Below are 20859 nucleotides of genomic sequence, written 5' to 3'. Positions count from 1 at the left end.
TGTCCGCGATGAGTTCCGGGGACCGGTCCGGTCTACCGATCGTGGATGCGACGACACCCGCCGTACTCGTGCTGCCGGGCCCCGTCACCCGGGACGAGGTGCCTGGGCTCTGTGACGAGGTGCGCGCGCGACTGGAGGCGAGCCGGGCCGGCGGCGTCGTGGTGTGCGACGTCGCCGGGATCGGGCCGCCCGGCCTGGGCGCCGTCGACGTACTGGCCCGGCTGCAGCTCGCGGCGAGACGGTCCGGGGGCCGCATACGGCTCAGGGACCCCGACCCGGCGCTGTGCGCGCTACTGCGCCTGGTCGGGCTTGGCCTCGATGTGGAGGGGCAGGTCGAAGAGGGGGAACCAGCGGGCGGTGTCGAGGAAGCAGTGGAACCCGGCGATCCGGCCCGCTGATATCTCCAGCACCTGCACGGCCCAGGCGGTGAAGCCGCCCTTCTCCTCGTCGGGCTTGTACTGCGCGAAGCCCGGCAGGCCGTTCACCGCGACGGGCACCAGGTGCGAGCCGGCGCAGGCGGCACCCAGCGTGGTCATGAACCCGGTGATGTCGCTCGTCCCGGTCAGCCACAGGTCGAACGGCGGCATCGTCATCACCGCGTCCTCGTGCAGCAGGGCGGTCAGCGCCGTCATGTCGTACCCCTCGAAGGCGGCGACATAGCGCTCCAGCAGCTTCTGCTGCTCCTCGTCCAGCGGGTCGGAGACCTCGCCCTCGGCCGTCCGGTCGCCGCCCTCGCCGAGGGTCGCGCGGGCCCGCTGGAGCGCGCTGTTCACCGAGGCGACCGAGGTGTCCAGCAGCTCGGCGACCTCGCTCGCCTTCCAGGCCAGCACCTCACGCAGGATGAGCACGGCACGCTGCTTGGCGGGCAGCTTCTGCAGCGCGGCGACGAAGGCCAGCCGCACGGACTCCTTGGCCACGGCGGCCTCCGCCGGATCGGCGGTGGTCGGCAGCACCCGGGCGTCCGGGACGGGCTCCAGCCAGGTGTTGTCGGGGCGCGGGGCGAGGGCGGCCCGGGCGAGGGGGGTGGACTCGGTGAGATCCATGGGGCGGGCCCGCTTGTTCCCCGCGGTCAGCATGTCCAGGCAGACGTTCGTCGCGATGCGGTACAGCCAGGAGCGCAGGGAGGAGCGGCCCTCGAACTTCTCGTAGCTCCGCCAGGCCCGGATCATCGTGTCCTGCACGGCGTCCTCCGCCTCGAAGGACGAGCCGAGCATCCGGTAGCAGTACCCGGTCAGCTCGACCCGGTACTTCTCCAGCCTGACGTCGAGATCCGCCGTCGCCGTCGCCGTACCGTCACCCATGGCCAACCCACCCCTGTGGCTCACTTCGTCACACGCGCCTTTGCGCGCCAACACTCCGGAAGCTACCGCAGCCCACTGACAATGGCCCCCGGAGCGGAAGAGGGCCAGGTCAGCGGGCTGTCGCCGGGAGGACCCGGAGGTGTGTCAGACGGTGGCGAGCCTCCGCTGCACCCGTGCGGCACGCGACCCCACCACGGTGATCGCCACGACACCCAGCACCGCCAGCAGCCCCATGGACACCGTCCCGAGCCAGCCGCCCGCGTGGAACGCCACGGCCCCGAGCGTGCTGCCCGCGCTGGACCCCACGTAGTACGCCGACTGGTACAGCGCGGACGCCTGCGCCCGCCCCTTCTTCGCCGTGTGGCTGACCGCCGACGACGCCACCGCGTGCCCCGCGAAGAACCCGGCGGTGATCAGCACCAGCCCCAGCAGCACCAGCGGCAGCGAACCGGAGAGCGACACCAGCAGTCCGGCCGTCGTCGTACCGCCCGCCAGGTACAGCGCGCCCCGCCGTCCCAGCCGCGCCACCAGCTTCCCCGCGGTCGAGGCGGACACCGTACCGACCAGGTACACCAGGAAGATCGACCCGACGACACCCTGCGGCAGCGAGAACGGGGCCTCGGTTAGCCGGTAGCCGATGACGGTGTAGACACCGCCGAAGACGGTCATGAAGAGCGCGCCGATGGCGTACAGCCGCCGCAGCAGCGGGTCGCCGAGATGCGAACGGACCGTACGGGCCAGCACCGCCGGCCGCAGCGAGCCCGCCGCGAAGTGCCTCGGCGCGGGCAGCAGCAGCCGGAAGGCCACCGCGCACCCCACCGCGATCAGCCCGAGCACACCGAGCGCGACCCGCCAGCCCCACTCCTGCGCCACCCAGCCGGTCACGACCCGCCCGCTCATGCCGCCGACGCTGTTGCCGGCGACGAAGAGACCGATCGCGGTGACGAGGGCCTTGGGCCGGACCTCCTCGGCGAGATAGGCCGTCGCCGAGGCCGGCACCCCGGCCAGCGCGGCACCCTGCACCGCACGCAGCGCCACCAGCGCGCCCAGCGAGGGTGCGAGAGGGACCAGCAGACCGACTCCGACCGCGACCACCAGCGACGCGGTCATCACCGCGCGCCGCCCGAACCGTTCCGACAGGGCGCTCATCGGCAGTACGAAGAGCGCCAGCGCACCGGTCGCCGCCGAGACCGTCCAGCTCGCGGAGCTCGCCGTTCCCCCGAAGTCGGCCGAGATCAGCGGCAGCAGGGCCTGCGTGGAGTAGAGGAGGGCGAAGGTGGCGACCCCCGCGAGGAACAGCGCCAGGCTCATCCTGCGGTAGCCGGGACCTCCCGGCGCCACGCGGGAATCGGCGGCGGTCTCACGGGGGGTGGGGACGGACGGCGTGCGGGGGACGGCCGGGACGGCGTCCACGGTGGTGGACGCCCCGGTACTGGCGGAAGGCATGCCTCGAAATTACGTACGGCCTCGCTCATCCGTCCAATGCATGGAACCCCCATAATCGTTCCCGTGATGCATGAGCAGAGGTCAGAGCGGCGGCTGTCACAGTCCAGTGACACAAAACAAATCCATGCCTATGCCAACGACCGTGACCGGAGCGCCGAGGGCTCGGGAGCGGTCGACATCGAGGACATCGTCCTGCGGCTCGCCCCCCGCCTCGCCTACTTCGCCGGTGTCGCCCGCACCGAGCACGTCACCCGGGCCGCGCAGGAGATGCAGGTCCCGCAGTCGACCCTGTCGCGGGCCATGGTCCGGCTCGAACAGGAACTCGGCGTCGACCTGTTCGCACGGCGCGGTCGCACGGTCTCCCTCACCCATGCCGGCCGCACCTTCCACGCCTCCGTCGAACGCGCCCTCGCCGAGATCGAGCGCGCCGCCGACGAGGTCCGCGCCGACGCCGACCCGGCCACCGGAAAGGTCGCCTTCGGCTTCCTGCACACGATGGGTGCCGAGACCGTCCCCGGCCTCCTCCAGGCGTTCCGCGCCGAGCACCCCCGCGTCCGCTTCAGCCTCGTCCAGAACTACGGCGAGGCCATGATCGAACGCCTGCGCGCGGGCGAACTCGACCTCTGCCTCACCTCACCCGTCCCGGACGCCCCCGACCTCGTCGCCCGCCGCCTGGACGAGCAGAAGCTCCGTCTCGTCGTCCCCGCCGACCACCGCCTCGCGGCCCGCAAACGCGTTCGCCTCGCCGAGGCCGCCGACGAAACGTTCGTCACCCTCGAACCCGGCTACGGCATGCGCCGCATCACCGACGACCTGTGCAAACAGGCGGGCTTCAAACCCCGTATCGCCTTCGAGGGCGAGGAGGCCGAGACGCTGCGCGGCCTCGTGGCCGCGGGCCTGGGTGTGGCGCTCCTGCCCCCGCCGGCCGTCCCGAGGCCGGGCGTCGTGGAGCTGACGGTCACCGCGCCCCGCGCGGCCCGGGAGATCGGCGTCGCCTGGCTGGCCGGACACCCGGACACACCCCCGGTGGCGGCCTTCAAGAAGTTCCTGCTGTCGAGAAAGGGCCGCCTCCTCCACGACAGCCCCTGAGGGTTGTCCCGGCTCAGCCACCCCACCGCGAGCGGACCGCCCCGAACCCGGAGGCCAGCGGCATCCGCAGCCCCAGCGGCGGCGGTGCGGCGAGCGCGTCCTCCACCGGGCGCGAGAACGCCCGCCCGAAGAGCACGCCCATCACGAAATCCACGGCGAGCGCGTGCACCTCGTCCCGGTACTGCGTCAGCCCGTGCCGGTCCGCGTGCACCTCGAACCGGCAGATGTCGGGGTTGGTCTTCTTCGCCCGCGCGGCGAACCGGAACGACAGCTCGGGATCGACCCGCTCGTCGTTCGTGCCGTGCACGATCAGCACCCGCCGCCCCGCGAGCTGTTTCACCGGTTCGGGCGGCGCGGCCGCGTCCTCCTCCGGCAGCCAGGGAGCGATCGCCAGCACGGAGTTGACGGCCTCGTGCCCGCCGGCGTGCAGCGCGGCGCGTGCTCCCATGTGGAGCCCCACCAGACACACCGGCACGTCGCCGTAACGCCGGACCACCTCGTCCGCCGCCCACTCGGCGTCCCGCGCGAGCCGTGCCTCGGTGCCGTTCCAGCCGCGGTGGCGGTAGTGCACGACATGGGTCGCCAGGCCCTCGTCGCGCCCCGCGCGGGCGAGTCGGCGCCCCAGGGCGCGCACCGAGGCGGTGGCGACCACGGGGGAGGGTCTGCGGGTGGAAGCCTCGTCGCCGGCCGGGAGAAGCAGGACCACTCCGCCGACCGTGCTCGGCTCCGGGCCGAACGCCCGCCCAAGTCGGGGCGTTCGTACCGGCATTGCTTGCTGCGCCATGACAGAACAGTGTCAGAAGAGATGGTGTACGCCACCCGTCCTGCGGGTCACCGTTGGGTATCGACGGAGCCGCCCGACAGGTGCTCTACGCGCGTAGGCGATATGGTGCGAAAATGACGAACCAGACTGACCGGACCGGAGCCACCCCGGACTCGGACCAGATCCGCCGGGCGCCCAAGGTTCTGCTGCACGACCACCTCGACGGCGGGCTCCGCCCCGGCACCGTCGTCGAACTCGCCCACGCCTCGGGCTACACCCCCCGGCTTCCGGAGACCGACCCCGACCGGCTCGGCGTCTGGTTCCGCGAGGCCGCCGACTCCGGTTCCCTGGAGCGGTACCTGGAGACCTTCTCCCACACCGTCGGCGTGATGCAGACCCGCGACGCGCTCTTCCGGGTCGCCGCCGAGTGCGCGGAGGACCTCGCCGAGGACGGTGTCGTCTACGCCGAGGTCCGCTACGCCCCCGAGCAGCACCTCGACGGCGGACTGGACCTCGCAGAGGTCGTCGAGGCCGTCAACGAGGGCTTCCGCGAGGGCGAGCGCCGGGCCAGGGAGGCCGGGCGCCGCATCCGGGTCGGCGCACTGCTCACCGCCATGCGGCACGCCGCCCGCGCCCTGGAGATCGCCGAACTCGCCAACCGCTACCGCGACCTGGGCGTCGTGGGCTTCGACATCGCAGGCGCCGAGGCCGGCTATCCGCCCACCCGGCACCTCGACGCCTTCGAGTACCTCAAGCGCGAGAACAACCACTTCACCATCCACGCCGGGGAGGCCTTCGGACTCCCCTCCATCTGGCAGGCGTTGCAGTGGTGCGGCGCCGACCGGCTCGGCCACGGCGTCCGGATCATCGACGACATCCAGGTCCACGAGGACGGCTCGGTGAAGCTCGGCCGTCTCGCCTCCTACGTCCGCGACAAGCGCATCCCGCTGGAGCTGTGCCCGAGCTCCAACCTTCAGACGGGCGCCGCCCGTTCGTATGCCGAGCATCCCATCGGGCTGCTGCGGCGGCTGCACTTCCGCGCCACGGTCAACACCGACAACCGGCTGATGTCCCACACCAGCATGAGCCGCGAATTCGGGCACCTGATCGAGGCTTTCGGTTACACGCTCGACGACATGCAGTGGTTCACGGTCAATGCCATGAAGTCGGCGTTCATTCCTTTCGATGAACGACTGGCCATGATCAATGACGTGATCAAACCCGGATATGCCGAGTTGAAATCCGAATGGCTGTTCCGTCAGGCACCGTCTACCAGTGGTTCCGTCAACGACTGAAGCCCCATCATCGCTTCGGGCTACGGCCGCATGGAGGGCGACGCGACCGGTTGTCGATGTTTGCCTCCGGCGGGACTTTGGTGTTTACGTTTCGACACCGCTCCACCGTCGAACGCATTCCAAGGACGCATTCACTATGAAGCAGTCTGCTGCCAAGACCCTCGGTGTCGCCGCCCTCGGTGCCGCCATCGCCGCTGTGGGCGCGGGCGCCGCGAACGCCGCCCCGAGCGTGCCGGCCGCTCCCGACGCCTCCCAGGCCGTGGGTACCGCCGCCCAGTCGCTGCCGATGGAGAAGGCGTCGAAGGTGCCGGGTGCCGGCGAGACCGTCACCCAGGGGCAGCGCGCGCTCGGTGCCGGGCTGGAGTCGGCGCAGCCCGCCGTCACCGACCCCGTCGCCGAGGGGCCGGCCGCCCCGGCCGGCGGACTGCTCGGCGGTCTCCCGGCCGGCGAGACCCTGCCCGCGAAGGGCGCCGGCGCGAGCGGCCTGCCCGTCGGTGCCTGAGCGGACCGATCGATTCCTACGCCCGTGGGGCGCACCGTTGCGAGGGTGCGCCCCACGGGCGTTGTCGGCGGACGCGCGTCACCACGCCGTGCGGGTCTTTCCCTCGGACGGGAAGAGGATCCACAGGGCTATGTAGAGCAGGAACTGCGGGCCCGGAAGCAGGCACGACACGAGGAAGAGCACACGCATCGTGGTCGCGGAGGTGCCGAAGCGCCGTGCCAGCGCTGCGCACACTCCGCCGATCATCCGGTCCTCCGCGGGGCGGGCAAGGCGGCTCATGAGGGGCTCCTTCGTCAGCGTAGGGCGCCGGCCGTGGCCGGTGGTGGGAGCGGGGCCTCTTCCGGGCCGCCGCTGTCTTCTCCACACCATCGACGCTACGCGGACGAAGCGGACGAAGCGTCCCTCTACGGAGCCATTCCGACCCTGGGAATCGTCGGGGTCCGACCCTGAGAAGGCTCTTCCCGGCGGTGGTCCGCCCCGACCCTGGTCTCCGCCCGGCGGCGCAGCGCGGCCCTGGCCGCCGGGACGACGGCGAGATGGGCGAGACCCACACCGACCGCGTTCAGCAGGATCGAGTCGATGTCCACGACCTGGCCGGGCACCCCGGTCTGCAACAGCTCGATGGCCAGCGACAGCAGGGCCCCGGCCGCGACCGACCGGGCGAGCGAGGCAACGGGCGACACCGACAGCCTGCCGTGCACCAGGGGCAGCAGCACACCGAGCGGTGCCAGCAGCGCGAGCCCCTCGCCGATCCGCAGGGCCGCCTCCGGCCAGCCCAGTGCCAGATCCGCTCTGATCCCCGCGAAGGGCCGCATGTTGATCGGACTCACCCAGGTGACGTCCAGCGGACGCAGCGTGATCCAGGCAACGACCGCGAGATGTGCGGCGAGGAGGACACCCCCCGCCGCACGAACACGGACCGCGGCACTCCCGCCGCTCGTACCTTGACGCTGCACGCCCCCCAAGACGCGCCCTCCGGCGCGATCGGTTCCGGCGGATTTTCCGGCGGTCCCGGGGCGTCGGCCGTTCTCAGGAGACCCCGACCTCCGTCGAGGGCGGTATACCCGCCCCCGGATCCGACCGGACGTCCGAGGTGCACTCGTAGCGGCGCAGCGAGTCGGCGCTGGTACTGCCCAGGACGACCGAGCCGTTGTCGCCGGTGGCCGCCGTGTCCGCGAAGGTGCACACGATCTGCGCGAGGGCGTACCTGGGCAGGGCGTCGGGGGTGGTGGACAGCCGCAGGGCGTCGTCCGGGTCGTCCGGGCGGGGGCCGGTCACCGTGATGCCGGACGGCACGGCCGTCCGGTAGCCGGCCTCGTCCTCCGCACCCGACGGCGTCTCACCCAGGGCGTCGAGGAGTCCCTGGGCGACCACCACGCGCCGTCTCGCCTCGTCCGTGCCGTCGGCCACCCGCACCGAGCGGTCGACCCGGACGAGTGCCCCGGAGCAGAGCAGGAACACCTCGACGGGCGTACCGGAGGGGTTGGCCTGCGTGGTGATGTCCTTCACGGACGACTCACAGGGCACCATCGAGGGCGCCGGGCCGAAGTCCGTCGGCACCTGGGTGGCCCGGATCCCACAGCCCGCCAGCAGCCCGGTGAGCACCCCGCCCGCGGCCAGGATCCGTATGCCCCTCACCCGCGCGGCCCGTCCTCGTCCCCCTCGGGTCCGTATCTCGCGGGCGCGTATCTCTCTCGCGGGCACCTCTCGTATCGTCACTGCCCGTCTCCCTCGGTGTCCTCCGTGCCGTCGCCCTGGTCCCCGTCGCGTTCCCGTGCGATCAGCGGGGCGGCGTCCCTGGGCAGGCGGAGGGTGAACACCGCGCCGCCCTCGGGGGAGTTGGCGGCGGTGATCCCGCCACCGTGGATGTGGGCGTTCTCCAGGGCGATGGACAGGCCGAGGCCGCTGCCCTCGGAGCGCGGACGAGAGGCACTGGCCTTGTAGAAGCGGTCGAACACATGGGGGAGGACGTCCTCGGGGATACCGGGACCGTGGTCCTGCACCTCGATCAGCAGATCCTCGCCCTCCTCGCGCACCGAGACCCGTACCGGCGAACCGCCGTGCTTGAGGGCGTTGCCGATGAGGTTGGCGAGGATCACGTCCAGGCGGCGCGGATCGAGGTTGGCCATGATGCCGCGCTCGGCGTCCAGCTCCACCGCGTCCAGCCAGGCGCGGGCGTCGATGCAGGCGGTGATCTGGTCGGCGATGTCCACGTCGTCCAGGACCAGCCGGGCCGTGCCCGCGTCGAAGCGGGTGACCTCCATAAGGTTCTCGACCAGGTCGTTCAGCCGCCGTGTCTCGCTCACCACGAGACGTACGGCGGGCTCGATCATCGGGTCGACGCTGCCGGTCTCCGCGTCCAGCTCCTCCTCCAGCACCTCCGTGACGGCGGTGATCGCCGTCAGCGGCGTACGGAGCTCGTGCGACATGTCGGCGACGAAGCGGCGGGACGCCTCCTCGCGGGCGCTCATGTCGTCGACCTTCTTCTCCAGGGACTCCGCCGCGAGGTTGAACGTCCGGGAGAGGTCGGCCAGTTCGTCCGTGCCGGAGACGCGCAGCCGGGTGTCGAGCTTGCCCTCGCCGAGCCGCCGGGCGGCGACGCCGAGGCGCTGCACCGGCTTCAGCACGGTCGTCGCGGCGGCCTGCGCGAGCAGCGCCGAGCCGATCAGCGACAGAGCCGTCGCGATCCCCAGCGACCAGGCCAGCGAGTTGAGGTCCTCCGCCTCCTTCTCCAGCGACTTGCGCATATAGGCGGTCGGGCCGCCGCCGATCATCTTCGCGCCGCCCACCAGATACGGGGTGTCCCCGTCGATGACGCGCTGCCAGTACACGTGGTACGGATGCTGGTTGCCCGAGGTGATCTTCTGCCGCTTGTTGACGGCCTTCTGCAGGGACGCGGGCACGTCCGCGAGGGAGAACCCGTTCAGCGCGTTGTCGGTCGAGGAGCCGGACACCGTCCTGCCGTCGGCGTCCTCGTCGACGAGCAGCACGCCGAAGCGCTCACCGCCGTCGGCCATCTTGCGCGCGGCGATCCGCAGTTGGTCCTGGGCCGGGTTCGGGCGCAGGGTGCTGACATGGCTCTGCAGCTCGCGCTCGAAGTCGTTGAGCGCCGCGTCCTGCGCACGGCTCTGCACGGCCTCGCGGTTGAGCCAGTACGCGATACCGGACGCCGACACGGCGGCCGTGAGCGCCACCAGCCCGAAGACCACCACCAGACGCAGCCGCAGGCTGGTGAAACGGATGCGGGACTGGACCTTCGTACGCGTCGCGGACCAGCCGCGGATCCCCCCTCGAGCCTTTGTCACTGAGGAACGTCCAGCCGGTAGCCCACACCGCGCACCGTACGGATCAGGGTCGGCGACGACGGCACGTCCTCGACCTTCGCGCGCAGCCGCTGGACGCACGCGTCGACCAGACGGGAGTCGCCCAGGTAGTCGTGCTCCCAGACCAGGCGCAGCAACTGCTGCCGGGACAGGGCCTGTCCGGGGCGCCGGCTCAGCTCCAGCAGCAGCCGCAGCTCGGTCGGCGTCAGCTGGAGGTCCTCGCCGTTCTTCGTCACGGTCATCGCCGCGCGGTCGATCACGAGGTTGCCGAAGGTGGCCGCGTCGTTGGCCTCGCGCTCACCGCGCCGCAGCACCGCGCGGATCCGGGCGTCCAGCACCCGCCCCTGCACGGGCTTGACCACATAGTCGTCCGCGCCGGACTCCAGTCCCACCACGACGTCGATGTCGTCGCTGCGGGCGGTCAGCAGGATGATCGGCAGCTGGTCGGTGCGCCGGATGCGACGGCACACCTCGAAGCCGTCGATGCCGGGCAGCATCACATCCAAAACGATCAGATCAGGCCGCTGTTCGCGCAGCAGCTTGAGACCATCCTCGCCGGTGGCGGCGGTGGCGACACGGTGCCCCTGGCGCGTCAGTGAGAGCTCCAGGGCCGTGCGGATGGCGTCGTCGTCCTCGATCAGCAACAGGGAAGGCACGGGCTCATTCTGGCCCATGGCATGGCCACGAATCGACCGTTGAAGCGCTCCCACGCGACACCCGCACACGATCGTCCCGCCCGCGTAGCCGTACGACTCTTCTCTGTGACCGCCCTGTGTCCTCGCTGGGACCCGCCCCTGTGACAGGTCTGTGACAGTCGGCGGACACGGCGATGAAAGTGGCCGGGCAATCTTTTCGGCACAGGCAGGAAGCACCGCGGCGGTCAAGCGCCGGAGCGGGGCGAGAGACCGGAACTCCACGACGGGGGGCGCGAGATGAACACGCTGCACAGCACCAGCACTAGCGCAGTTGTCACGCGTCTCCACGACGTCATCCGGAGCACGGAGAAGTCCGGTGCCGATGGGGGTCCCTCCCGTGCGAGCGTGTTCGAGCGTGGGGGAGGGCGGGGGTGCGCTCGCGGCACCGGGCGTCAGCACACCACGTATGCGCAGCAAGGGCTTCAGCCCTGCATGTCGGTGGTTGACGCGCAGCTGGGGGGAAGCGCCACGGGGGTGGCCCACGGGGGAACGGGGGCCGCGTACGGGGAGGGCACGGGGGAGCGCCGTTCTGTGTCGGAGGCGGAGTTCACCGCCTACGTCCAGGAGCGTCGTGCCTCCCTGTACGCAACCGCCTACCACTTGACCGGTGACCGCTTCGAGGCCGAGGACCTCCTCCAGAGCGCCCTCTTCTCGACGTACAGGGCGTGGGACCGGATCAGTGACAAGGCCGCGGTCGGGGGCTACCTCCGCCGCACCATGACCAACCTGCACATCAGCGCGTGGCGCCGCCGCAAGCTGAACGAGTACCCGACCGAGGAGCTGCCGGAGACCGCCGGCGACACGGACGCGATGCGCGGCACCGAACTGCGCGCCGTCCTGTGGCAGGCGCTCGCCCGCCTCCCCGAACTCCAGCGGACGATGCTGGTCCTGCGTTACTACGAGGGCCGCACCGACCCGGAGATCGCGGAGATCCTCGACATCAGTGTCGGCACGGTGAAGTCGAGCATCTGGCGGTCCCTGCGCCGCCTGCGCGAGGACGAGGTCCTCAGCTTCGGCCGTGACGAGGAGGAGTCCTTCGGGGAGCTTGTCGCCTGAGGGTCTGGGGGGAGCAGGGTAAGCGGGGGGAAGCACGGGGGATCACGGGGGATCCAGGGGAGATCGCGGTGGCGCGGGGGAGCGCCGCCGCGACAACCGGGGGAGAACCGACGGGACCACGGGGGACACGGGGTCACGACGGGGGACAACGGGGGAAGCGGGACCGGAGGGCCGGGGGGTCCGTCCGGTCCCGCTTCTGTGTGTCAACCCTCAGGCCGCCGCCTGCGTGCGGCGGCCCGCGGCGGCCGACGCCAGCCGTCCGAGCGCCTCGTCCTTGTCGCAGGGGTGGGCGCCCAGCTCCGCCTGCCGGGACACGATCGAGCGCTCCAGACGCATCAGCCGCCAGCCGCGCCGCAGCAGGAAGGGCACCGACTTGCGCCCCTCCTTCAGATCGCGCAGGAAGCGGCGGCGGAACGTCGTCACCGGACCCCGGGTCAGGCACAGCGCGTCCGCGAGGACGCCGAGTTCACGGCAGCGTCCCACGATCTCCGCGGCGAAGATCCCCTCGGCGATGAACAGCGGGGTCCGTTCGATGTGCAGGGTCTCCGCGCCGGTCCGCGCGCTGAGCGAGATGTCGTACGTCGGCACGGTCGTACGGCCTGTGCGGCACAGCTCCTCGATCGCCGCGACGGCGGTGTCCGCGTCCCAGGACAGCGGATGGTCCCAGTCGATGTCCGTGCTGCCCGCCACCAGGGGCAGCGTCGGGTCGTCGCCCTCCTTGTAGAAGTCGTCGAGCCGCAGCACGGGCAGACCGGAGCGGGCGGCGAGGAGGGATTTGCCTGAGCCGGACGGACCGGACAGCAGGACGACCCGGGTCGGTATCGGGGGATGTGAACTCACGAGAGTCCAGTGTGAGGCATGGCGCGGCTCCCGCCGAGCCGGCGGGTCGCCCTTGGAGCGCACATCACACCCCGACTACCAGACGTGCGGGAACCGTTGCCGTGAGTAGCCGGAAAGTGGTCGCCTGGCCCGCGCCGGGCCCGGCCACCGGTCGGCGGGTGCAGGGAGACCGCGCGACCGGCCGTGGACGACGGGGGTCGTCCGCGGCCGGTCCGCGAGTGCCGGCGCGTTCGTCAGTAGGAGGAGCCCGACGCCCCGAGCGACCCCGTCGGGTGCCAGACCGTCTTCGTCTCCAGGAACGCCGTCATGCGGTCGATGCCCGGAGAGGCCGACCAGTCGTCCACAGGCTGTGGACGCAGCACCCGCTTCAGGTTGTCGGCCGCGGCGATCTCCAGCTCCTTGGCGAGGACGTCGTCCGCGCCGGCCAGGTCGATCGCGTTGACGTCCTGGTGGGCGGCGAGCGGCGCCGCGATCTCCGCCGTACGGCCGGACAGGACGTTCACGACGCCGCCGGGCACGTCGGAGGTGGCGAGCACCTCGCCCAGCGACAGCGCCGGGAGCGGGGACTTCTCGCTCGCGATCACGACCGCGGTGTTACCCGTGGCGATCACCGGGGCGACCACCGAGACCAGCCCCAGGAAGGAGGACTCCTGGGGGGCCACCACGGCGACGACGCCCGTCGGCTCGGGGGTGGAGATGTTGAAGTACGGGCCCGCCACCGGGTTCCCGCCGCCGACCACCTGGGCGATCTTGTCGGTCCAGCCGGCGTACCAGACCCAGCGGTCGATGGTCGCCTCCACCTGGGCGGCGGCCTTCGACTTCGACAGGCCCTCGGCGTCGGCGACCTCGTGGACGAACTGGCCCTTGCGGCCCTCCAGCATCTCCGCGACCCGGTAGAGGATCTGGCCACGGTTGTACGCCGTCGCGCCGGACCAGCCGCCGAACGCCTTGCGCGCGGCGACGACCGCGTCACGGGCGTCCTTGCGGGAGGAGAGCGGTGCGTTGGCCAGCCACTTGCCCTTTGCGTCGGTCACCTCGTACACCCGGCCGCTCTCGGAACGCGGGAACTTCCCGCCGACGTACAGCTTGTAGGTCTTGAAGACGCTCAAACGGTCAGACATCGAGGTACGCCTCCAGGCCGTGGCGGCCGCCCTCGCGGCCGAAGCCCGACTCCTTGTAGCCGCCGAACGGCGAGGTCGGGTCGAACTTGTTGAACGTGTTGGACCAGACGACGCCCGCGCGGAGCTTGTTCGCCACGGCCAGGATCCGGGAGCCCTTCTCGGTCCAGATGCCCGCCGAGAGGCCGTACTGGGTGTTGTTGGCCTTGGCGACGGCCTCGTCCGGAGTGCGGAAGGTCAGCACCGACAGCACCGGGCCGAAGATCTCGTCGCGGGCGACGGTGTGCGCCTGGGTGACGTTCGTGAACAGCGTCGGGGCGAACCAGTAGCCCGCGGCGGGCAGTTCGCACGCCGGGGACCAGCGCTCGGCGCCCTCCGACTCGCCCTTCTCGACGAGCGAGGTGATCCGGGTCAGCTGCTCCTCGGAGTTGATCGCCCCGATGTCCGTGTTCTTGTCGAGCGGGTCGCCGAGGCGGAGCGTCGACAGGCGGCGCTTCAGGGAGTCCAGCAGCTCGTCCTGGATCGACTCCTGGACCAGGAGGCGGGAGCCCGCGCAGCAGACCTGGCCCTGGTTGAAGAAGATGCCGTTGACGATGCCCTCGACGGCCTGGTCGATCGGGGCGTCGTCGAAGACGATGTTCGCGCCCTTGCCGCCGAGCTCCAGGGTGAGCTTCTTGCGGGTGCCCGCGACCGTCTTCGCGATCTCCTTGCCGACGGCCGTGGAGCCGGTGAAGGCCACCTTGTCCACGTCGGGATGCGCGACCAGGGCGGCGCCCGTGTCGCCGTAACCGGGGAGGATGTTGACGACGCCCTTGGGCAGGCCCGCCTGGCGGCAGATGTCCGCGAAGAACAGCGCCGTCAGCGGGGTGGTCTCGGCCGGCTTGAGGACGACCGTGTTGCCGGTGGCCAGGGCCGGGGCGATCTTCCACGCCAGCATCAGCAGCGGGAAGTTCCACGGGATGACCTGACCCGCGACGCCCAGCGGCCGGGGGTTCGCGCCGAAGCCGGCGTGGTCGAGCTTGTCGGCCCAGCCCGCGTAGTAGAAGAAGTGCGCGGCGACCAGGGGCAGGTCGGCGTCGCGGGTCTCCTTGATCGGCTTGCCGTTGTCCAGCGTCTCCAGGACCGCCAGCTCACGGCTGCGCTCCTGGATGATGCGGGCGATGCGGAAGAGGTACTTCGCGCGCTCCGAGCCGGGCAGCGCCGACCACTTCTCGAACGCCTTGCGGGCCGCCTGCACGGCGCGGTCGACATCGGCCTCGCCGGCCCGGGCGATCTCGGAGAGGACCTCCTCGGAGGCGGGGCTGACGGTCTTGAAGACCTTGCCGTCCGCCGCCTCGGCGAACTCGCCGTCGATGAACAGGCCGTACGAGGGCGCGATGTCGACGATCGCGCGGGACTCGGGGGCCGGGGCGTACTCGAATACGGATGCCATGGTGATCAGTCCACCGTCACGTAGTCGGGGCCGGAGTAGCGGCCGGTGGCCAGCTTCTGGCGCTGCATCAGCAGGTCGTTGAGGAGCGAGGAGGCGCCGAAGCGGAACCAGTGGTTGTCCAGCCAGTCCTCGCCCGCCGTCTCGTTGACCAGGACCAGGAACTTGATCGCGTCCTTGGACGTGCGGATGCCGCCGGCCGGCTTCACGCCGACCTGGACGCCGGTCTGGGCGCGGAAGTCGCGGACCGCCTCCAGCATGAGGAGGGTGTTGGCGGGGGTGGCGTTGACCGCGACCTTGCCGGTCGAGGTCTTGATGAAGTCCGCGCCCGCGAGCATGCCGAGCCAGCTGGCGCGGCGGATGTTGTCGTACGTCGAGAGCTCGCCCGTCTCGAAGATGACCTTCAGGCGCGCGGCGCCGCAGGCCTCCTTCACGGCGACGATCTCGTCGTGGACCTTCAGATAGTGGCCCGCGAGGAACGCGCCCCGGTCGATGACCATGTCGATCTCGTCGGCGCCGGCGGCCACCGCCTCCCGGACGTCGGCCAGCTTGACCGACAGGGGGGCGCGGCCCGCCGGGAAGGCGGTGGCGACCGAGGCGACCTTCACGCTCGAACCCGCGACGGCCGCCTTGGCGGTGGCGACCATGTCGGGGTAGACGCAGACCGCCGCTGTGGACGGGGTCGTGCGGTCGGTGGGGTCGGGGTTGACCGCCTTGGCGCCGAGTGCCCGGACCTTGCCCGGGGTGTCCGCGCCTTCCAGCGTCGTCAGGTCGACCATGGAGATGGCCAGGTCGATGGCGTACGCCTTGGCGGTCGTCTTGATGGAACGGGTGCCGAGGGAGGCGGCGCGCGCCTCCAGGCCTACCGCGTCCACACCGGGCAGTCCGTGGAGGAAGCGGCGCAGTGTGCTGTCGGACGCGGTGGCGTCGGCTAGGACGTGGGGTGCGGCTGTGGACATGGTCACCAGACGAGCATATCTACGCGCGTAGCGGGTGTACACCCCCGAACTCTCGTCGAGCGGAATGCCGAGGGGTGGCGTCCGGCACCGGGCGGGGTCCGGGCCCCTGGTCAGGGAGGCGGCCGGGGGCCGTGCGCGGGGACGAACCCCTCGGGGCTGACTGCGCAGAAGCCGCACCGGCCCCGGGGGCAGGGGCCACTCCCGCTCGGCGTTCAGGAAACGGTGTCGTGCAGAATCGGGGCATGACCACCCCGGATCGACCGTCGTCCCAGAAGCAGCCGGAATCCCGGAAGCGCTCGGAGGCCTCGACGTCATCGGAGGGCACGCCGTCCTCGGAGACCCCGAAGGCCGAGCGGGCTCCCGAGGCCGCGAAAGCCCGGCCGCAGCGGAAGCCCCCGGCGGCCCCGCAGCAGACGCCGGCGGCGGCCCCGCAGCCCGCCAAACCCGTCTACAAGGACCGCGCCTACCGGTCGCCCGGTGGCCTCGTGGGCGGTGTGCTGCTTCTGGGCCTCTTCGGCTGGCTGGGCGCGGACGCGGTGATCACCGGGGACGGGCGTACACCCTGGCTGGCGCTGGCGGCGATGCTGCTGGCCGTGCCGCTGGTGGTGGCCTTCTCGGTACGGCCCGCCGTCTTCGCCAACGACGACCGGCTCCGGGTGCGCAACCCGTTCCGTGTGATCGAACTGCCCTGGGCCTCCGTCGTCTCCCTTCGCTCCGGTTACTCCAACGAGGTGATCGACGAGGCCGGGACCAAGTACCAGCTCTGGGCCGTCCCCGTGTCCCTGCGCGCCCGCAAGAAGGCCGCCCGGCAGCAGGCCCGGGAGGCCGGCAGGGCCGCCAAGGGCGACAGCAGCGGGCGTACGTCGCTGGAGCCGCGGACCGTCCGCGCCGAGACCGACCAGGTCATGGCCGAACTGCGCGAGCTGTGCGAGGCGCGCGCCGACGCGCCGGGGTCGCAGGGAGCGCCGAGCGTCCGCTGGGCCTGGGAGATCATGGGGCCCGCGGCGGCGGGAGCCGTGCTGCTGGCGATCCTGATCGCGCTGGGGTGAGCGCGGGAGGGCGCGCGACGCCGCCGGCCGCCCGGAAGCTCCGAGGCGGCCTTCGAACACCCCGGAACGGCTCGCAAGGGCTCTGCGATCGGCCCGACATCGCCTCGAACGGCGCGCAAAGGCGCAGGAAACGGTGCGCAAGCGCTCCGGAACCCGCCGTTCCCCGCTTCGAAGGGCACCCGTACTGAGGGCTCGTCAGGCGTGGGTCGTACGGTCATACGAATGACGAACACCGTTGCGGTCCGAGTGGCTAGGTAGCGATGAGCACCCATATCGAGTCCCCGGGGCGGCCGTCGCGACGGCTGCCCGAGTCCGCCGTGCCCGAGGGCTGCCCGGCCTGGAGCGGGGAGAAGGCGAGCCTGTGGGCGCGGGCGCAGCCCCCGGTGTGGGTGCCGGTGCGCATGCGGTCCCTGCACCTGCTCGCCCTGGCCATGGTCGGCCTGACCGCCGGGTTCTGGCTGGCCAACTCCCGCGACGTGCCGCCCGCACTCGCCGCGCTGGTCCCCCTGCACCTGGTGTGGACCCTGGCGCGCCCCGAGGTTCTGCGGGTCTCCGGTCCCGTGCTGACCCTCGTCCTCGCCTGGTACAGCGGCACGCACGACCTGCCGGTCCTCGTGGGCTTCCTCCTCGTGAACGCCGCCTGGGCCCTCGCCGAGTTCCGGATGAGCGCACGGCGGATGCAGCGGCAGTGGGCCGAGAGCGCCGCCGAGGGCGTCACCGCCGTCGTGCCGGAGGGGGTCGGGCCGCTGCGGCGGGGACGGTTCCTCATCGCGCTGGGGCTGGTGCTCGCGGCGCTCGGCGGGGGCTTCATCGTCGTCGCGTCCGGGTGGGAGGCGGCCACCGACCGGCGCGAGGCCATGCTGGCCGGGTGGTTCGTGGTCGGCTGGGGGCTCACCTCGCTGGCCTCCGGCCGCCTCGCCCGGCGCCGCGCCGCCGGGCTGCGGGGCGCCCCCGTCCCGGTCCTGAGGGTCCTGGTGCGCGACGGCGTGAACGGTGACGTCGAGGTCTTCACCGCCGACGACGTGGCGGCGCTGCGGCCGATGTTCACCGTCACGGCCGAGGAGTGGTACGACGACGATGACGAGGACGAGGACGAGGAGGACCGCCTGCTCGAGGAGAAGGAGCTGGAGGCGCTCCTCGACTCCCTCGACGGCGACGCGGACGAGGTGGCCCAGCCCGGACCGCTGCGCGAGGCCGTGCTCTACGGAGCGCCGTACGACGGCGGCGAACTCGTGATCGTCAGCGCACCCGAGGACGCGGGCGGCGGGGCGGACGAGGACGAGGACGGGGACAGGGACGGCGGCGGGGTCGAGAGCGGGCTCGCGGACGCGGCGGAGGGCTCGGAGCGGGACGCCGGACCGGAGGGGCCGGACGGAGCCGGGGCGGCGCGCGACGCGGGGGAGCCGGAAGCGGTCGGTTCCGGGGACGAGGAGGTCGTCGTGGAGTCCTCGATCGTGCCCGTGCGGGCCCTGTCCGACCGCGCCGTACGGCTGCGGCTCGGAGCGGAGAAGGCGCGGGCCCGGCGGGCCGCGGCTTACGCGGACCGGCGCGCGGCCGCCGCCGACGGGATCACCGAGAGGCTCGCCTCCGGGGCGGTACGGCGGTGGCGGGCCGGCTGGCCGGACCGGGCCGTCTGCCTGGTGATCGTGGTGTGGGCGTCGATCCTGGTGCTGAGCGAGGGCGGCGCCTGGCGGTATGTCCCGGGCGTCCTCCTCGGGCTCATCGGCGTGCTGCTGTTGCCGGGCATGGCCGCATGGCGCATCACGGCCGACCGGGACGGACTGTGGTTCAACGGCATGCGCGGCGTCCGGCACATCGAGTGGGACCACCTCATGACCGTGAGGTGCGAGCGCGGCGAGCTCAAGGTGGACAGCCGCCGGCCCCGGTTCGGCGCGGCCTGGCGGGTGCACGCGCCCCGTTGGGCCGGGCTGGAGCGGCGGTTCGGGCTGGTCCACCCCTACGAGCGGACGGCCGCCGAGATCACCGCCATGTGGCAGGACCCGGCGCTGCGGCCCACGGAGGAGAGCGGTGAGCGCGAACGGGGCCGGGCGCTGTGGCCGCTGGGCGCGGCGCTGGGGCTGGTGTGGGTGGCGGCGCTGGTGCTGGTGCCGTAGGGAGCCGGCCGCGGGAGGAACGGGCGAAGCCCCGGCCGGTGCGGCCGGGGCTTCCGTGCTGTTCGGGGAGGGCTGCCGGGCGCTCAGATGCCCGCTGCCGCCGAGAGGTCCTGCTTGATCTTGGCGAGCAGGTCCGTCGCCGTCGCGCGGGCCTCGGGGAGGTCGGCGTGGGTGGCGACCGGGACCACGACCTCCAGGTAGCACTTGAGCTTGGGCTCGGTGCCGCTTGGGCGGACGATCACCCGGGCGCCGTCGAGCGTGTAGCGCAGACCGTCCGTGGGCGGCAGCTTGTCCGTGCCCCGGGTGAGGTCCTCGGCCCTGGTGATGGCGAGGCCCGCGAGGGTGGTCGGCGGCTGCTCGCGGAGCTGTTCCATGGCGCGGGCGATGACCGAGAGGTCCTCGACGCGGACGGACAGCTGGTCGGTGGCGTGCAGACCGTGTTCCACGGCGATGTCGTCGAGCAGGTCCGGCAGGGTGCGGCCCTCCTCCTTCAGCTGCGAGGCCAGCTCCGTGATGAGCAGGGCGGCGGTGATGCCGTCCTTGTCGCGGACGCCCTCGGGGTCGACGCAGTAGCCGAGGGCCTCCTCGTAGCCGTAGCGCAGGCCGTCGACGCGGGCGATCCACTTGAAGCCGGTGAGGGTCTCCTCGTAGGGCAGGCCCGCCTTCTCGGCGATCCGGCCGAGGAGGGAGGAGGAGACGATCGACTCGGCGAAGGTGCCCTGCGCGCCGCGCCGGACCAGATGGGTGGCGAGGAGCGCGCCCACCTCGTCGCCGCGCAGCATCCGCCAGTCCGACCCGTCCTTGACGGCCACGGCACAGCGGTCGGCGTCCGGGTCGTTGGCGACGATCAGGTCGGGGTCCGTCTCGCGGGCCTTGGCGAAGGCCAGGTCCATGGCGCCGGGCTCCTCCGGGTTGGGGAAGGCCACGGTCGGGAAGTCGGGGTGGGGCTCGGCCTGCTCGGCCACCAGCGCCGGCTCGGGGAAACCGGCCCGGGCGAACGCGGCGAGCAGGGTGTCCTTGCCGACGCCGTGCATCGCCGTGTAGACGGTGCGCGCCGTCCGCGGGGAGCCCTCGGCGAGGACGGCGTCCGTGCGGGCCAGATAGGCGCCGAGGACACTGTCGTCGAGGGTGTCCCAGCCGCCGTCGGGCCGGGGGACGTCGGCGAGGGAGCGTACGGCGTCGATCTCGGCCGCGATCTCGGCGTCGGCCGGGGGCACGATCTGCGAACCGTCGCCGAGGTAGACCTTGTAGCCGTTGTCCCGGGGCGGATTGTGGCTGGCGGTGACCTCCACCCCGGCCACCGCGCCCAGGTGCCTTATGGCGAAGGCCAGGACCGGGGTCGGGAGCGGGCGGGGCAGGACGGCGGCGCGCAGACCGGCGCCGGTCATGACCGCGGCGGTGTCGCGGGCGAAGTCCGCCGACTTGTGGCGGGCGTCGTAGCCGATGACGACGAGGCCGCCGGCGGCGCCGTTCTTGTTCAGGTACGCGGCGAGACCGGCCGCCGCGCGGATGACCACCGAGCGGTTCATGCGCATGGGGCCGGCGCCGAGTTCCCCGCGGAGGCCGGCGGTACCGAACTGGAGGGTGCCGCTGAAGCGTGCGGCGAGCTCCGCGGTGTCCCCGGCGTCGATGAGCCCGGCGAGTTCCTCGCGGGTCTCCGCGTCGGGGTCCTCGGCGAGCCATGTCCTGGCCCGTGCGATGAGTTCGTCCTGCACGTCGGGGTCCAACCTCTCTTGTTCGTCAGCGTCGGGGTTCGGGGCCGGGCGCCTGGTGGCTCGGGGGTGCGGATCGGTTGGGTGGCTCGGGGGTGCGGATCGGTTGGGCGGGGCGCGGGGAACTGCGCGAACAACCACATACCACCCGCGGTCGCCGACGTACCC

20 protein-coding genes are annotated in these 20859 nt (G+C 72.1%); 7 read left to right on the top strand and 13 right to left on the bottom strand.

Annotation, left to right across the window (positions count from 1 at the left end):
- Nucleotides 1-8 precede the first annotated feature (8 nt).
- Complete coding sequence (locus AC067N_RS21150; protein ID WP_478680623.1) at nt 9-398, top strand: STAS domain-containing protein; 390 nt, start codon at nt 9-11, stop codon at nt 396-398.
- Here the strand turns inward: AC067N_RS21150 and AC067N_RS21145 are convergent.
- Both AC067N_RS21145 and AC067N_RS21140 read right to left on the bottom strand, forming a co-directional pair.
- Complete coding sequence (locus AC067N_RS21145; RefSeq protein ID WP_478680427.1) at nt 291-1301, bottom strand: sigma-70 family RNA polymerase sigma factor; 1011 nt, start codon at nt 1299-1301, stop codon at nt 291-293. The genes AC067N_RS21150 and AC067N_RS21145 overlap by 108 nt on opposite strands.
- A gap of 144 nt (nt 1302-1445) precedes the next feature.
- A complete protein-coding gene (locus tag AC067N_RS21140) occupies nt 1446-2747 on the bottom strand; it encodes an MFS transporter (RefSeq protein WP_478680426.1) in 1302 nt (433 codons plus the stop codon).
- A gap of 66 nt (nt 2748-2813) precedes the next feature.
- On the opposite strand from AC067N_RS21140, the gene AC067N_RS21135 reads away from it, so the two are divergent.
- Nucleotides 2814-3836, top strand: a complete 1023-nt coding sequence (locus tag AC067N_RS21135) for a LysR family transcriptional regulator (RefSeq protein ID WP_478680622.1) — start codon at nt 2814-2816, stop codon at nt 3834-3836.
- 13 nt (nt 3837-3849) lie between these two features.
- Here the strand turns inward: AC067N_RS21135 and AC067N_RS21130 are convergent, their stop codons facing one another.
- Nucleotides 3850-4620 (bottom strand): prolyl oligopeptidase family serine peptidase, encoded by a 771-nt coding sequence (locus AC067N_RS21130; RefSeq protein ID WP_478680425.1) that lies wholly within the window; start codon nt 4618-4620, stop codon nt 3850-3852.
- Between the two features lie 113 nt (nt 4621-4733).
- Between AC067N_RS21130 and AC067N_RS21125 the strand changes: the two genes are divergently transcribed.
- Together AC067N_RS21125 and AC067N_RS21120 are read left to right on the top strand one after the other, a co-directional pair.
- On the top strand, nt 4734-5894 hold the full coding sequence (locus AC067N_RS21125) for an adenosine deaminase (RefSeq protein WP_478680424.1): 1161 nt from the start codon (nt 4734-4736) through the stop codon (nt 5892-5894).
- 136 nt (nt 5895-6030) lie between these two features.
- Nucleotides 6031-6396: an ATP-binding protein gene (locus tag AC067N_RS21120; RefSeq protein ID WP_478680423.1), complete on the top strand. Its 366-nt coding sequence runs from the start codon at nt 6031-6033 to the stop codon at nt 6394-6396.
- A gap of 78 nt (nt 6397-6474) precedes the next feature.
- On the opposite strand, the gene AC067N_RS21115 is transcribed toward AC067N_RS21120, so the two are convergent.
- The 5 genes from AC067N_RS21115 to afsQ1 all read right to left on the bottom strand — a co-directional run bounded on the left by AC067N_RS21115 (nt 6475) and on the right by afsQ1 (nt 10375).
- Complete coding sequence (locus AC067N_RS21115) at nt 6475-6675, bottom strand: PspC domain-containing protein (protein WP_478680422.1); 201 nt, start codon at nt 6673-6675, stop codon at nt 6475-6477.
- Between the two features lie 125 nt (nt 6676-6800).
- On the bottom strand, nt 6801-7352 hold the full coding sequence (locus AC067N_RS21110; protein ID WP_478680421.1) for a VanZ family protein: 552 nt from the start codon (nt 7350-7352) through the stop codon (nt 6801-6803).
- Nucleotides 7353-7425: 73 nt separating this feature from the next.
- Nucleotides 7426-8025 carry a hypothetical protein gene (locus AC067N_RS21105; RefSeq protein ID WP_478680621.1) on the bottom strand — a complete coding sequence of 200 codons (600 nt, stop codon included), beginning with the start codon at nt 8023-8025 and terminating at the stop codon, nt 7426-7428.
- 86 nt (nt 8026-8111) lie between these two features.
- Nucleotides 8112-9800: a sensor histidine kinase gene (locus tag AC067N_RS21100; protein ID WP_478680420.1), complete on the bottom strand. Its 1689-nt coding sequence runs from the start codon at nt 9798-9800 to the stop codon at nt 8112-8114.
- Nucleotides 9698-10375 carry a two-component system response regulator AfsQ1 gene (gene afsQ1 / locus AC067N_RS21095; RefSeq protein WP_201452638.1) on the bottom strand — a complete coding sequence of 226 codons (678 nt, stop codon included), beginning with the start codon at nt 10373-10375 and terminating at the stop codon, nt 9698-9700. The genes AC067N_RS21100 and afsQ1 overlap by 103 nt, the downstream gene beginning before the upstream one ends.
- 276 nt (nt 10376-10651) lie before the next feature.
- Between afsQ1 and AC067N_RS21090 the strand changes: the two genes are divergently transcribed.
- Nucleotides 10652-11470, top strand: coding sequence for a SigE family RNA polymerase sigma factor (locus AC067N_RS21090; RefSeq protein WP_478680419.1), 819 nt, complete (start codon nt 10652-10654; stop codon nt 11468-11470).
- Nucleotides 11471-11680: 210 nt separating this feature from the next.
- Here AC067N_RS21090 and AC067N_RS21085 read toward each other — a convergent pair whose 3' ends face one another.
- The 4 genes from AC067N_RS21085 to deoC all read right to left on the bottom strand — a co-directional run bounded on the left by AC067N_RS21085 (nt 11681) and on the right by deoC (nt 15816).
- Complete coding sequence (locus tag AC067N_RS21085; protein ID WP_478680418.1) at nt 11681-12310, bottom strand: uridine kinase family protein; 630 nt, start codon at nt 12308-12310, stop codon at nt 11681-11683.
- Nucleotides 12311-12543: 233 nt separating this feature from the next.
- A complete protein-coding gene (locus AC067N_RS21080; RefSeq protein ID WP_478680417.1) occupies nt 12544-13431 on the bottom strand; it encodes an aldehyde dehydrogenase family protein in 888 nt (295 codons plus the stop codon).
- Complete coding sequence (locus AC067N_RS21075; protein ID WP_478680416.1) at nt 13424-14860, bottom strand: aldehyde dehydrogenase family protein; 1437 nt, start codon at nt 14858-14860, stop codon at nt 13424-13426. Before AC067N_RS21075 ends, AC067N_RS21080 begins: the two co-directional genes overlap by 8 nt.
- A gap of 5 nt (nt 14861-14865) precedes the next feature.
- On the bottom strand, nt 14866-15816 hold the full coding sequence (gene deoC, locus AC067N_RS21070) for a deoxyribose-phosphate aldolase (protein ID WP_478680620.1): 951 nt from the start codon (nt 15814-15816) through the stop codon (nt 14866-14868).
- A 485-nt stretch (nt 15817-16301) separates the two neighbouring features.
- On the opposite strand from deoC, the gene AC067N_RS21065 reads away from it, so the two are divergent.
- Nucleotides 16302-16865, top strand: a complete 564-nt coding sequence (locus AC067N_RS21065; protein WP_478680619.1) for a PH domain-containing protein — start codon at nt 16302-16304, stop codon at nt 16863-16865.
- Between the two features lie 260 nt (nt 16866-17125).
- The gene (locus AC067N_RS21060; protein ID WP_478680415.1) at nt 17126-18979 is read left to right on the top strand and encodes a hypothetical protein; all 1854 of its coding nucleotides are present in this window, start codon (nt 17126-17128) and stop codon (nt 18977-18979) included.
- A gap of 83 nt (nt 18980-19062) precedes the next feature.
- On the opposite strand, the gene AC067N_RS21055 is transcribed toward AC067N_RS21060, so the two are convergent.
- Entirely contained in the window at nt 19063-20694 is a 1632-nt protein-coding gene (locus tag AC067N_RS21055; RefSeq protein ID WP_478680414.1) for a phospho-sugar mutase, read from the bottom strand.
- Between the last annotated feature and the right edge of the window lie 165 nt (nt 20695-20859).

It is taken from the genome of Streptomyces sp. NPDC042364 (genome assembly GCF_056437585.1).
This window is presented reverse-complemented; position numbering and strand designations above follow the sequence as displayed.